The organism is Rhodopila sp. (genome assembly GCF_965277165.1).
Classification (GTDB): Bacteria; Pseudomonadota; Alphaproteobacteria; order Acetobacterales; family Acetobacteraceae; genus Rhodopila.
The window spans coordinates 2245806-2258536 of record NZ_CBDICE010000005.1 but is presented as its reverse complement, the minus strand read 5'-3'; the positions used below and the strand labels follow the sequence as shown (position 1 = coordinate 2258536).

13 protein-coding genes and 1 pseudogene are annotated in these 12731 nt (G+C 67.3%); 7 read left to right on the top strand and 7 right to left on the bottom strand.

Features of this window, described 5'->3' with window-relative positions; translation table 11 throughout:
• Positions 1–111: 111 nt before the first annotated feature.
• The 3 genes from ACQY4Y_RS11150 to vapB form a co-directional block, all read right to left on the bottom strand.
• Positions 112–348 carry a nucleotidyltransferase domain-containing protein gene (locus tag ACQY4Y_RS11150; RefSeq protein WP_428490617.1) on the bottom strand — a complete coding sequence of 79 codons (237 nt, stop codon included), beginning with the start codon at positions 346–348 and terminating at the stop codon, positions 112–114.
• A 199-nt stretch (positions 349–547) separates the two neighbouring features.
• On the bottom strand, positions 548–949 hold the full coding sequence (gene vapC, locus ACQY4Y_RS11145) for a tRNA(fMet)-specific endonuclease VapC (RefSeq protein WP_428490616.1): 402 nt from the start codon (positions 947–949) through the stop codon (positions 548–550).
• Complete coding sequence (gene vapB, locus ACQY4Y_RS11140; protein ID WP_428490615.1) at positions 949–1170, bottom strand: type II toxin-antitoxin system VapB family antitoxin; 222 nt, start codon at positions 1168–1170, stop codon at positions 949–951. Before vapB ends, vapC begins: the two co-directional genes overlap by 1 nt.
• Positions 1171–1361: 191 nt before the next feature.
• Here vapB and ffh point away from each other — a divergent pair, with 191 nt between their 5' ends.
• The 5 genes and pseudogenes from ffh (at position 1362) to rplS (ending at position 4921) form a co-directional block, all read left to right on the top strand.
• The gene (gene ffh / locus ACQY4Y_RS11135) at positions 1362–2744 is read left to right on the top strand and encodes a signal recognition particle protein (RefSeq protein WP_428490614.1); all 1383 of its coding nucleotides are present in this window, start codon (positions 1362–1364) and stop codon (positions 2742–2744) included.
• A 20-nt stretch (positions 2745–2764) separates the two neighbouring features.
• Positions 2765–3109: a 30S ribosomal protein S16 gene (gene rpsP, locus ACQY4Y_RS11130; RefSeq protein WP_428490613.1), complete on the top strand. Its 345-nt coding sequence runs from the start codon at positions 2765–2767 to the stop codon at positions 3107–3109.
• A 9-nt stretch (positions 3110–3118) separates the two neighbouring features.
• Positions 3119–3637: pseudogene (gene rimM / locus ACQY4Y_RS11125) on the top strand (ribosome maturation factor RimM); the annotation flags it as partial.
• Between the two features lie 155 nt (positions 3638–3792).
• On the top strand, positions 3793–4509 hold the full coding sequence (gene trmD / locus ACQY4Y_RS11120; RefSeq protein WP_428490612.1) for a tRNA (guanosine(37)-N1)-methyltransferase TrmD: 717 nt from the start codon (positions 3793–3795) through the stop codon (positions 4507–4509).
• A 19-nt stretch (positions 4510–4528) separates the two neighbouring features.
• Entirely contained in the window at positions 4529–4921 is a 393-nt protein-coding gene (rplS, locus tag ACQY4Y_RS11115) for a 50S ribosomal protein L19 (RefSeq protein WP_428490611.1), read from the top strand.
• Between the two features lie 42 nt (positions 4922–4963).
• Here rplS and ACQY4Y_RS11110 read toward each other — a convergent pair whose 3' ends face one another.
• On the bottom strand, positions 4964–7342 hold the full coding sequence (locus ACQY4Y_RS11110; RefSeq protein ID WP_428490610.1) for a methyl-accepting chemotaxis protein: 2379 nt from the start codon (positions 7340–7342) through the stop codon (positions 4964–4966).
• A gap of 210 nt (positions 7343–7552) precedes the next feature.
• Complete coding sequence (locus tag ACQY4Y_RS11105) at positions 7553–8875, bottom strand: fibronectin type III domain-containing protein (RefSeq protein ID WP_428490609.1); 1323 nt, start codon at positions 8873–8875, stop codon at positions 7553–7555.
• A 394-nt stretch (positions 8876–9269) separates the two neighbouring features.
• On the opposite strand from ACQY4Y_RS11105, the gene ACQY4Y_RS11100 reads away from it, so the two are divergent.
• Positions 9270–10703 (top strand): NAD-dependent succinate-semialdehyde dehydrogenase, encoded by a 1434-nt coding sequence (locus ACQY4Y_RS11100; RefSeq protein WP_428490608.1) that lies wholly within the window; start codon positions 9270–9272, stop codon positions 10701–10703.
• A gap of 52 nt (positions 10704–10755) precedes the next feature.
• Here ACQY4Y_RS11100 and ACQY4Y_RS11095 read toward each other — a convergent pair whose 3' ends face one another.
• Both ACQY4Y_RS11095 and ACQY4Y_RS11090 read right to left on the bottom strand, forming a co-directional pair.
• Complete coding sequence (locus tag ACQY4Y_RS11095) at positions 10756–10962, bottom strand: TOBE domain-containing protein (protein ID WP_428490607.1); 207 nt, start codon at positions 10960–10962, stop codon at positions 10756–10758.
• Positions 10963–11062: 100 nt separating this feature from the next.
• Positions 11063–11488 carry a winged helix-turn-helix domain-containing protein gene (locus tag ACQY4Y_RS11090; RefSeq protein ID WP_428490606.1) on the bottom strand — a complete coding sequence of 142 codons (426 nt, stop codon included), beginning with the start codon at positions 11486–11488 and terminating at the stop codon, positions 11063–11065.
• A gap of 296 nt (positions 11489–11784) precedes the next feature.
• Between ACQY4Y_RS11090 and ACQY4Y_RS11085 the strand changes: the two genes are divergently transcribed.
• A complete protein-coding gene (locus ACQY4Y_RS11085; RefSeq protein WP_428490605.1) occupies positions 11785–12726 on the top strand; it encodes an ABC transporter substrate-binding protein in 942 nt (313 codons plus the stop codon).
• Positions 12727–12731 lie beyond the last annotated feature (5 nt).

The following is a 12731-nucleotide window of genomic DNA, read 5'->3' as shown; positions in this document are numbered from 1 at the left end:
GCGATCCCGAACCTGGTTGTTGGCGCTGCTGCGGCATGGTTTGCTTACGTCGAGCGTCGGCTAGGGCTAGGCATTGACGCGCCTTATCAAGGAACCGCTCGGCTTCAGGCGTCAAAACTCAATCCCGTCAGCACGGATCTCCTGCATCAGCGGCGACCGCTCACGGTAGAGGCGCGTTGCGAACGGCTTGGCTGGGATCAGCGCGCCGGTGTCATCGAGGATGTCGGTCATTATCCGCGCCAGCTTGTCGAGGTCATCCCAAAGATCACCCGGATGTTTAAGAAAAACCGCGACATCGTAATTGGAGTCCTGTCTCCAGCGGTTGCGTGCGCGGGAGCCGAATAGCACCACCCGATCGATCTATGTCATCGCCATAGACCGCGTCCAGTTCACGCCGAAAGCGGAACAGCACCGGGTCAGTTGCGGGGCTATAGGTCATCACCTCACACTAGCACAACCGGGACAACAGAAGTTGAGCAGCACCCATCGGCGAAAGCGCATCAAGTGGGCGGATCGCGCCAACCACCATCTATCCAACGAACCCTGGTTACCCGAGCCAATCTTCCGATCGGAGGCCGGCCACGCGGCGAAACTCCCTCAGGTTGGCCGTGATCACCTTCAGTCCCTGACTACGCGCGTGGCCCGCGATGAGGATGTCGTATGGGCCGATCAGTTCCCCTCTCTGACCGAGCTCGGCGTTGATCTCGGCCGAATGCCCCGCCGCCGCGCTGTCAAAATCCAGCACCGCCAGCCGCGCAGCCATGCGTTCGACCTCGCGGCGATTCACCACAGGTCTGGCCGAGCGTGCAGCCCCATGCAGCAACTCGGTCAGCGTGATAGTCGAGATGCACAGCGTCTCCGCCTCGGCGTTGAACCGGGGACGCAGACTTGCAGGCCGATCCCGCAGCAAACGTATGCACAGGTTGGTGTCGAGCATATTCCGCAGCATCAGAACAGTTCGCGTTCCTGATGCGACGGCTGCGCTCTGTCCTCGATGTCCGTGCCGGGTTGTTCAAAGAAGTCATCCCACACGGCATTCGCCGGAGCGACCACTCGACGCAGACCATCGCGAAAAATGGTGACCTCCTGAACACCTACCGGAAAGGCAACGTCCTTGGGCAGGCGCACAGCCTGTGACCGGTTGCTCTGAAACAGCCTGGTTCTGGTCATCTCTCCACCTTCGGGATATACTTGATATATATCCTATTAATTGACCGCGCCAAGATTGACTTCCGCCCCACCCCCCTCCATAAGCCCGTACTCCGGGTCGATCCGTCACCCGGTCCTCGCCTGAGGCGGGGGCTACGCCGCTCCGCGAGGGTTCGCGCAGCGGCGCTTGATCGTTTGGGGAATTACCATCTGTGTTCGATGCACTTTCGGACAAGCTGTCAGGGGTTTTCGACCGGCTCCGCAGCCGCGGATCGCTGAACGAGGCCGACGTCACCGAGGCGCTGCGCGAGGTACGCCTGGCGCTGCTGGACGCCGACGTCGCGCTTCCGGTGGTGCGCGACTTCATCGCCAAGGTGCGCGAGCGCGCCGTTGGCGCCGAGGTGCTGACCTCGGTCACCCCCGGCCAGCAAGTGGTCAAGATCGTCAACGACGTGATGATCGAGGCGCTGGGCGGCGAGGGCGCGGTGCCGATCAACCTCAATGCCGCCGCGCCGGTGCCGATCCTGATGGTCGGGCTGCAAGGGTCGGGCAAGACCACGACATCGGGCAAGATCGCGCTGCGGATCAAGGATCGCCTGCGCCGCCGGGTGCTGCTGGCCAGCCTCGACACCCAGCGCCCCGCCGCGCAGTTGCAGCTGGCCCAACTCGCCGACCAAGCCGGCGTTCCCAGCCTGCCGATCGTTGCCGGCCAGACCCCGGTGCAGATCGCCCACCGCGCGATGGATGTGGGTCGGCGCGAGGGCTTCGACGTGGTCATCCTCGACACCGCCGGCCGGCTGTCGATCGATCAGGAACTGATGGACGAGGTGCGCACCGTGCGCGCCGCCACCAACCCCGCCGAGACCTTGCTGGTGGTCGATGCGATGACCGGCCAGGACGCGGTCAACACGGCGAAAGCGTTCAACGAGGCGCTGTCGATCACCGGCATCGTGCTGACCCGGATGGATGGCGACGCCCGCGGCGGGGCGGCACTGTCAATGCGCGCCATAACCGGTGCCCCGATCAAGCTGATCGGCGTCGGCGAAAAACAGGACGCGCTGGAGGACTTTCATCCCGAACGCGTCGCCGGCCGCATTCTGGGCATGGGCGACATCGTCGGGCTGGTTGAACGCGCGTCCGAAACGATAGACCAGGCCGAGGCGGAAAAGCTCGCATCCAAGATGATGCGGGGGAAATTCGACCTGGAAGACTACGCCAGCCAGCTCAAGCAGATCGGCAAGATGGGCAGCCTTTCCGGCATTCTTGGGATGCTGCCCGGCGCCGGCAAGATCAAGCAGCAGATAGAGGGCGCCGACCTCGACACCAAGGTGTTCAAACGCCAGGCGGCGATCATCTCGTCAATGACGCCGAAGGAACGCCGCGCCCCCGACATCATCAAGGCCAACCGCAAGAAACGCATCGCCGCCGGGTCCGGCACGTCGGTCCAGGAGATCAACCGGCTGCTGAAGCAGTTCGACGAGATGTCGGCGATGATGAAGAAGATGGGCAAGCTGGGGCAGAAGGGGCTGATGCGCCACGGCCTCGGCGCGCTGATGCCGAAGGGCGCGGCGCCACAACATCGCCGACCGTTCTAATCACCAGGAGACACCGCACCATGGGTCTGAAGATTCGCCTCGCCCGCGCCGGCGCCAAGAAGCGCCCGTACTACCACATCGTCATCGCCGACAGCCGCAGCCCGCGCGACGGTCGCTTCATTGAGCGGCTCGGCAGCTACAACCCGATGCTGCCGGCGGAGCACGAGGACCGGGTGCGCATCCAGTCGGAGCGGGTAACCCATTGGCTGGAAAGCGGCGCGGTGGCGACCGAGCGGGTTGCAAAATTCCTCGGCAAGGCCGGGCTGGCGCCGATGCCGCAATGGAATGACCAGCCGCAGCAATCGGCGCCGAAGAAGAAGGCGCAAGAGCGTGCCAAGGCCGCCGCGGCCGCCACCGCCGCGTGAAGGTGAACGGTGCCTGAAACTCTTTTTCCAGCGCGGCGCGTCCAGTTGGGCGTGATCGGACGGCCGCACGGCGTGCGCGGGCTGGTCAAGGTCACCAGCCACACCGCCGATCCGGCCGACCTGACCGCCTACGGACCGTTATCGGATGCCGAGGGCCGCGGCTACACGCTGCGCTGGAAGGCCGCCGGCGTCGCCGAGGTATGCCGCGTGGTTGACGGCGTCGCGATCCGGCTGACCGACCGCGACGCGGCCGGGAAACTTACCAACACCCGGCTGTTCATCGACCGCTCCGCCTTGCCGACGGCGGCGCCGGAGGAATGGTATCTGGCCGACCTGATCGGGCTGGCCGCGGTGGACCCGGCAGGCACCCCGATCGGCAGGATATCCGTCGTGCATGACTACGGCGCGGGCGCCAGCCTGGAAATCGAGCGGCACGCCGGGGGTCCCTTGCTGATCCCGTTCACCGCCGCATGCGTTCCGGTTGTGGACACGGCCGCCGCCCGGGTGGTGGTGGTGGCGCCCGATGAGGGTGTCGTTCCGGAGGACGCGGGATCTGTCGCTCCGAAGGACGCGGAATCCGTCGCTCCGGAGGACGCGGAACGTGCCGCCGCTGCCGGTGCGGAAACTTTCGTCCGCGCTGACCCGGACCGGCGGCTGATCCCCCAGGCCACGGAACCAGCGTCATGACCTGGGCCGCCTCTGTCCTGACCCTGTTTCCCGCCATGTTCCCAGGCCCGCTCGGCCAGTCGCTGGCGGGCCGCGCGCTGCAAGCCGGGCTCTGGTCGCTGGACGTGACCAACATCCGCGATTTCGCCGCCGATCGTCATCGCACCGTGGACGACACCCCGTTCGGCGGCGGACCCGGCATGGTGCTGCGTCCCGACATCGTCGATGCGGCGGTCCACGCGGTGGCCGATGGCCGGCCGGTGCTCTGCCTGACCCCGCGCGGCCGTCGACTGACCCAGGCCGATGCCCGACGGTTCGCCGCCGCGCCCGGCGTGATCCTGCTGTGCGGCCGCTACGAAGGCGTCGATCAGCGCGTCATCGAGGCCCGCACGATGGATGAAATCAGCATCGGCGACTACGTGCTGTCCGGCGGTGAACTCGCGGCCCTGGTGCTGCTGGACAGCGTCGTGCGACTGCTGCCGGGCGTGATCGGCGCCGCCGAAAGCGCGCTGGATGAAAGCTTCTCCGCGGGCTTGCTGGAATACCCACAATATACCCGACCGGCCGACTGGCAGGGGCGCCGCGTGCCCGAGGTGCTGCTGTCCGGCCATCACGCCGCGGTCGCCGCTTGGCGGCGGGCGGAGGCGGAACGCATCACCCGCGACCGCCGCCCCGATCTTTCGGCCCCCGATCTTTCGACCCCCAATATTTCGACTCCGGCCGCGGCTCCATAGCAAGACAGAGGACAAGCCCATGAACATCATCCAGCAGCTCGAGGCGGAGCAGATCAAGCGCCTGAGCACCGCCCGCTCGGTCCCCACCTTCATCCCGGGCGACACGCTGCGGGTATCGGTCAAGGTCGTCGAAGGCGAACGCAGCCGCACCCAGGCCTTCGAGGGCGTCTGCATCGCCCGCTCCAACAAGGGCCTGAACAGCAACTTCACCGTGCGCAAGATCAGCTATGGCGAGGGCGTGGAGCGCGTGTTCCCGCTCTACGCCCCGACCATCGCCGAGATCATGGTGGTGCGCCGAGGCGATGTGCGTCGCGCCAAGCTGTATTACCTGCGCGGCCGCAGCGGCAAGTCGGCGCGTATCGCCGAGCGTGCCCGTTCGACCTCGCCGGCCGATACCGCCGCCGCCGAGTAACCGGCACGGCCCTCGGCGATGTGGGGCGGTCCGACGCCGCGCTCACGCCGCCTGCTGCACCGCCACCAGGAACCGCGCCACCTCCTGCTTCAACACCGACGCGTGCTCTGTCATCGCGGTTGCCGCCTCCAGAACGCCGCCGGCGCGGCTGCCGGTTTCGGTCACCACATCGGACACCGCGGTAATGTTGCTGTTGACCTCGGCGGTACCGGCGGCGGCGTGTTGCACCGCCTGGGCGATCGATTGCGTCGCCTCGCCCTGCATCTCGACCGACCCCGCGATCACCGAGGCGATCTCGTTCATCCGCTGGATCGTGCCGCTGATCGATCGCAGCGCCGTCACCGCCTGTCCGGTGGCCTGCTGCATGGCCGCGATCTGGCCGCCGATCTCCTGCGTCGCCTTGGCGGTCTGCATCGCCAGGTTTTTCACCTCGCCCGCCACCACCGCGAACCCTTTGCCGGCCTCGCCGGCGCGAGCCGCCTCGATGGTTGCGTTCAACGCCAACAGGTTGGTGCGCGAGGCAATATCGCCGATCAGTCGGACCACGGTGCTGATCCGGTCGGCCGCCTCGCTCAGGCTGCCCACGCTGGCGTCGGTCGCCTGGGTGTCGGCAACCGCCTGGCTGGCGATCTGCGCCGATTCAGCGACCTGGCGCCCGATCTCGGCCACCGAGGCCGCGACTTCCTCGGCGCCTGCCGCGGCAGTATTGACGCTGCGCGATGCCTGGTCCGAGGCGGCGGACACAGCCAGCGTGCGCTCGCCGGCGGCCACCGCGCTCTCCCGCATCACCGAAGCGGCCTGGCGCATGCCATCCGCGGACTCACCGACGGAACGAGCGATGCCGCCGACGCTCTGCTCGAACTGCGCCACCAGACGCGCCTGGGCCGTCGCCCGCCGCCAGGTCATCAACGGCCCGGCATACGCACCGTCGCGATCGGCGATCGCGCTGACCCGCAAATCGAGCGTTTCCGTCCCCAGGATGATTCGCGCGGAAAACGGCAGATTGGCCGGATCGCCGATCAGGCCGCCCCGCAGCCGCGAGTCCGCATGGAACACGTCGATCGGCTGCCCCACCAGTTCGTCCACCGCAACGCTGATCGTGTCCGGCGCGGTCTGCAGGATGGTCCGCGCCTCGGCGTTCAGATAGGTGATGCGGAAATCGCCCGACGGTTCGGCGGTCATCACGCCGACCGGCAACTGCTCGATCATCTGGTTCTGGATGAACGACTGGCGCATCACTGTCCGCAGCGTCTCCACCGACCCCGCCATGCGACCGATCTCGTCGCGCCAGGCGGTATAGGGCACGGTCTGATCGGTCCGCCCCCCGGCGATTGCCTGCACGATGCGGGTCAGGTGGCGAATCGGGCCGGCCAGCGAACGGGTGACGACCACCCCCAGAGCAGCCATCAGCAACGCTATGACCCCGACCATCATCAGCAGGTTGCTCGATGCCTGACGACCGGCCGCCAGCGCCTGATTGGACGCCGCGTGCTGCCGATCGGCGGCGGTTTCGGCAAGCTTGTCGAACGCCGAACCCATTGCTTGGCTGGCCTGCTCGACCTCGACGCCGGCGAGCTGGTCCAGTTGGCGCGAAATCTCGATCAGTTCGACCGAGGCGGCGCCGATGCCCTTGCCGATACTCTCGACCATGCGGGCGTCGACCTTGATCGCGTCCGGCGCCGGGCCCGTCAGGATCGCCGCCATCGCCGCGGTCGCATCCGCCGTCGCCTCCCGTATATCGTTGGCCGCCGACCCGGACCCCGTCGCCATGAACATCATCGCCGCGGTCTGCACCCGGCTCATCGCCAGGCGATAGCGGTTGACCGCCTCGATCGTCGGATCGCGCTGATCCGCCTTGGTTTGCTCGCCGGAGTCACGAACCGACCCGACGCCGCCATCCAGCGCGGAGCCCCGCGCCAGCTCGTTCACCAGCGTGGTCAGCGAGGTATCAAACATCGGTCGCGCCTGGAACAGCCGCTTCTGGCGCACGGTCAGCAGTTCGGTGCGCAGATCGGCGGTCTTCTCGACCGCGCCCATCAATCCGTTCAGCCGCACCAGCGCCTCATCCAGCAGCGGTTGATCCGGTCCCACCTTGACGTCGTGCATCAGACTGGCCGCCAGCTCGGTTTGCTTGGTGGCGCGCTGCAGCGCGTTGCGGATGCCGCTGACGGTCTGCTGCATCAACAGTTCCCGGCTGACCACGCGAAGCTCCTGCGCCGCCAGCAGGCTGCGCTGCACCTGGTGATCCACCGCGGACTGTGCCGCGACATTTTCCTGCATGCTGGTCACGAAACCCAGCCGGTCGAAGGCGAACAGCGACACCCCGGTCAACAGCGAAAGCGCACCGACCACGGTTGCCGCGAGTTTGACGCCGATCGGCAAGTCGCGAATCAGGCGCAGCGGCAGGTTAAGCCATCGCATAATTTTCTCCCGGAGAACGGAGGAAAACCCTACCGACGGCAGGTTAAAGAATAATGAACGTAGCCGCCTCGCCACGATGCGCAACGGGCTGGCAGCCGCCCCGTCTGCCGCGCGATGCGGCGAACGAGGCGGCCAAAAACTGTCTGCGCTGGGCGGACCGCCCAGATCAGCTCGACAAGAGCGCGCCCGTCGTGGACACGCCCTCGGCCGTCAGGTCACGGTGATCGCGGACGTGACCAACGCGCCGATCGTGGTGCCGCCGGCGCCCTGCGCCAGCATCCACACATAATACGTGCCCGCCGTGGCCGGCGCATTGAGATACAGCCCCCAGCCGTTGGTCTGGCCGTCAGCCGAAGCCGCGGCCAGGCCCGAGGTCGGCACAGTCGACGAACTCGTCGAGAACGCGAAGGCGGCCCCGGTCACCGCGGTCGGCGAGGCGGTGGCGTCCAGTTGCAGCCCGCCGTTCGGCGCCACGCTGGTGCCGTGAACCTGCGAAGCCGCGGCGGTCCAGTTGCCCGGCACGACGATGGCGCCCCAGGTGGTGGCGGTGACGGCGGCCGACCACGCGCCGGGGCTCACCGCCGCGTTGGTGGCCTGCACCTCGACATCGATCGCGCTGCCTCCGGTCAGCCCGGTCAACGTATAGGGGCTGGTGACATTCGACACCGTGGTCCAATTGCCGGCGCCGGAGGGGCTGTAGCGCAAGTTGAATCCGATGGCGGCACCGTGCGTGGAATCGGTTGTCGGCGCCGTCCAGACGACGCTCAGTTTCGAGGTGGTGCCGTCCGGCGGTGGCGTGACGCCGGCGATCGCCGGCGCGTTCGGAGCGTTCGGTCCGGCCGCTGTCAGCGTCAATGTGCTGCTGGCCGACCAGGCGCCGACGCCGGCGGCGTTCAGCCCCTGGATCTCGATGTCAAACGCCGAACCGGCGGCCAGGCCATTCAGCGTGTAGGGGCTGGTGACACCTGCTACGGTCGTCCAATCGGCGGCTCCGGAGGGGGAATACCGCAGGTTGAACCCGGTGGCGCCGTTATGTGTGCTATCGCTCGCCGGCGACGCCCATATCACCGTCACGGCGCCGCCGGTGCCTTGCATCAATGACGGAGCGCCGGTCGCGTTCGGCACTGCCGTCGCCGTCGTCAGACTGCTGGTCGCCGACCACGCGCTGACCCCGGCGGCGTTCGAGCCCTGGATCTGCACATCGAAGGTTTCACCCGGGGCCACGCCGGTCAGCGCATACGGGCTGGCGACGCCCGACACGATGGTCCAGGTTGCGGCACCCGATGGGGAAAACTGAAGGTTGAACCCGGTGGTCGCGCTGTGCGTGCCGTCGGTCGCCGGGGTTGCCCAGGTCACGATCAGGCCGCCCGACGGGCCTTGGGCCAGCACCGCGGCGCCTGGCGGATTCGGCAGTTGAACGGTCGGCGTCGGCTGCGGCTGCGGCTGCGGCGTGGATAGGCCCGACTGACCGGTGGGCAGCATGGTGGCGGTTGCCCGGTTCGCCGGGAGCGGAGTGGGACGATATATCGGCATTGCTGGTGAGGATCCTATTGGCAACGAAAAACAACGGTGGCGGGCAGATTGCCGTCTCCCATATGTTATTTTTACTAACTATCTTCAAGGCCCCCCGTGTGCGGTCGGCGCAACGAAAATAGCGTTTTATCAATCCTGAGCCGAGAACAGCAGGCCGGCCTGGTGAGACCGCACGATCGCGGCGCCCGGCGGACCGCCAAGCCTTGGCAACGGCGTAGCAGAGTGCCAGGAATGGGCCGATCCGCCATACTGGGACGGATACAGCGCCTCCTGCTCGGTTGAACGCCCGCGGCGCTGTTGCCATGTGCGGAGTGGCGATCCGCGCTGGCGTTACACCTCATGCGTGTCGGCTGGCAGCGACGAACGGGCAGCCACGAACGGAAGGACAGCAACCATGTATTCTGACGTCTCGCTCTTTATCGACGGCCAATGGGGTCCGGCGGCCAATGGCCGTACCATCGACGTGGTCAGCCCGGCCACCGGTGATCGGATCGGCAGCGTCCCCCATGCCGCCACCTCCGACCTCGATCGCGCGCTGGAGGCGGCCGACAAGGGCTTCAGGACATGGCGCAAGGTGTCCGCCTTCGACCGTTCCAAGATGATGCGCAAGGCCGCCGACATCCTGCGCCAGCGAGTCGATGCCATCGCCCAGTTGATGACCATGGAACAGGGCAAGCCACTGGCCGAGGCCAAGGGCGAAACCCTCGCCGCCGCCGACGTCATCGACTGGTTCGCCGAGGAAGCTCGCCGAGCCTATGGTCGCGTCATTCCGGCCCGTGCCGAGGGCGTCTACCAACTGGTGATCAAGGAACCGGTCGGCCCGGTCGCCGCCTTCACCCCGTGGAACTTCCCGATCAACCAGGTGGTGCGCAAACTCTCCGCCGGCCTGGCCGCCGGTTGTTCGATCATCGTCAAGGCGCCGGAGGAAACCCCCGCCTCACCCGCCGAACTGATCCGCGCCTTCGCCGACGCCGGCGTCCCGCCCGGCGTGATCAACTTGGTCTACGGCATCCCGTCCGAGATTTCCGAGTATCTCATTCCGCATCCGGTGATCCGCAAGATGTCGTTCACCGGCTCGACCGCGGTCGGCAAGCAGTTGGCGGCGATCGCCGGGGCGCACATGAAGCGGGTCACCATGGAACTCGGCGGCCACGCCCCGGCCATCGTGTTCGACGACGCCGACATCGACACCGCCAGCAAGCTGCTGGCCGGCGCCAAGTACCGCAACGCCGGCCAGGTCTGCGTGTCGCCGACCCGGATGCTGGTGCAGGAAAAGGTTTACGACCAGTTCGTCACCGGCTTCATCGCCCACACCAAGCGGCTGAAGGTCGGCGACGGGCTCGAATCGGGCACCACCATGGGGCCGTTGGCCAACGCCAGGCGCATCGCCGCGATGGATGCCTTCATTGGCGACGCACGGCAGAAAGGCGCCACCGTTCGCACCGGCGGCAGCCGCATCGGCAACAAGGGCAACTTCTTCGAACCGACCGTGCTGACCGATGTGCCGATGGAGGCCCGCGTAATGAGCGAGGAACCGTTTGGACCGCTGGCAATGATCTCGCCGTTCCGCGGCTTCGACGACGTGGTGACCGAGGCCAACCGGCTGCCGTACGGCCTCGCCGCCTACGCCTATACCCGCTCGGCCAAGACCGCCAACGCCATCGCCGCGGCGGTCGAATCCGGCATGATGGCGATCAACCACCACGGCCTGGCGCTGCCCGAGGTGCCGTTCGGCGGCGTCAAGGACTCAGGCTATGGGTCCGAGGGCGGATCGGAAGCGATCGAGGCCTACCTGAACACCAAGTTCGTCACCCAGGCGGGTCTTTAACCGAACGCTCCGGCCGGCGGACATCCACCGCCGGCCGAGCCGACACGGTCGGTCAGACCCCGACCATCACGTCCGACGCCTTCACCACGGCGAACGCCTTCATTCCCGGTTTCAGCGTCAGTTCCTCGGCAGCCTCGTTGGTGATCGAGGCGGTGATCGTCACCCCGCCGGCGATCTCGATCGTGACATGGGTGGTCGTCGCCCCGGGCTTCACGGTCTGGATCGAGCCGGCGATCTGGTTGCGAGCGGATAGCTTCATCTCTGGTCTCCTGAACAATGCGGCAGCATATCGCCGATTTACTGCCCGGCGTGAAGCGTGCCCCGCTGAACCACCCGACCAACCCCGCCGGTCGTCGTGCTCACTCCCCCCGCCGCGCCCGAACCGCACGCTGCAGCACCGTCAGATGCCGGCGCGCCGCCTCGGCGCAATCTTGCTCGATGGCGCGATAGCGGCCGACCACCGCCTGCCCCAATTCGGTCAGGCTGGCGCCGCCGCCGCCGCTGCCCCCGGCCGCGGTTTGCACCACCGGCGCCCCCATCGAGGCGTTCAGGTCCTCGACCAGTTCCCAGGTCCGCCGGTAGGAAATGTGCAACGCCCGCCCCGCCGCCGAAATCGAACCCGACCGGGCGATTTCCTCCAGCACCGCGACCTTGCCAGGACCGATGCGGGCGCCCGAGGCCAGGTCCACCCGGATGCTCAGCCGGCTCGCCGGTCTGATCGCCGCCGCGGGCTTTTTCCCGGCCGAACGCGTAGGATCGGCGGAGGATGTCTTCGGCGCTGCCATGGCGCACCGAAACACGCCTCCCACCGGAGATCAACTGCTTGCAGCCCAACGTGCTTGCCCCATCCGGCGAGCCGCCCATTGTCGTTATGTGCCGATGGCTATACCGTCGCCAGCATGAGGCTGAAGAGATGAAGCGCGTGGCGCCAGTGTCGCTAGTGCGAAATTCGCGATATCGGGCGAACATCAGTCTCGCGACGCTCGCTCCTTGTTTTCAGTTGCCTGCTGATCCCATCCGTCCGCCGCTAAGGACTGCGAACTTCTGCGGCAGGACACTAGCCCTTATCCTGCTGTGCGCATTGGCCGCGGTCCCGTCAACCGCCGCAGAGGTCACCGACGCCACCGGACGCAGCGTCGTTATTCCCGACAATCCACACCGCGTGCTTCCCGCCGGCCCACCCGCCGAGGTCCTGCTCGCCGCCATCGCCCCGGCGCAAATGCTTGGCTTTCCGGAACGGCCAGGTGAAGCTTCGCGCGCCGCGCTGGCGCCAGCGGCGGACCCCTTGCCCGCGGTGCCGCGCCTGACCGGGAAGCAGGACAGGACCGCCGACATCCGGGCGCTGCACCCCGACCTGATTATCGACTACGGCACGGTATCGCCGCGCTACCAGCAACTGGCACGCCAGACCCAGAGCCAGACCGGCATCCCGACGCTGCTGTTCGACGGCGCCCTGGACCAGATACCTCGGGTCGCCCGCGACATCGGCCGGATCATGCACCAGCCGGCTCAGGCCGAAGCCGTCGCCCGCTTCGCCGAGGCAATCCTGGCGCTGCCGATCCCCGCCAACAGTCACCCGCGCGTGCTGTATGCGCGCGGCGCCGAGGGACTGCTCGTTGCCGCGCCCGACACCGACGTGACCGGGATCTTCCGTCGCCTGGGCTGGCAGGTGGTCGCCCCGGACGGCTCCGGCACGTTCCGCCCATCCAGCATCGAGGCGATCCGCCAACTCGACCCCGACATCATCATCCTGGCCGACCCGGCCGCGAAGCCGGTCCTCGCCACCGCGCCCTGGGCCGGCCTGCGAGCCGTGCGCGATGGTCACGCCTATATCGCGCCGTCGATGCCGTTCGGCTGGGTCGAGGAACCGCCGTCGATCAACCGTCTGTTGGGGCTGGCCTGGCTGCGCGGCGGCGACCCGCTGACATTGGCGGCGCTGTTCAATTCCGTCGTCTATGGCCGCACCCTGACCCAGGACCAGCTGCTGGCGATCGCCGGCACCACTCGATCGATAACCCCCTGAATTTG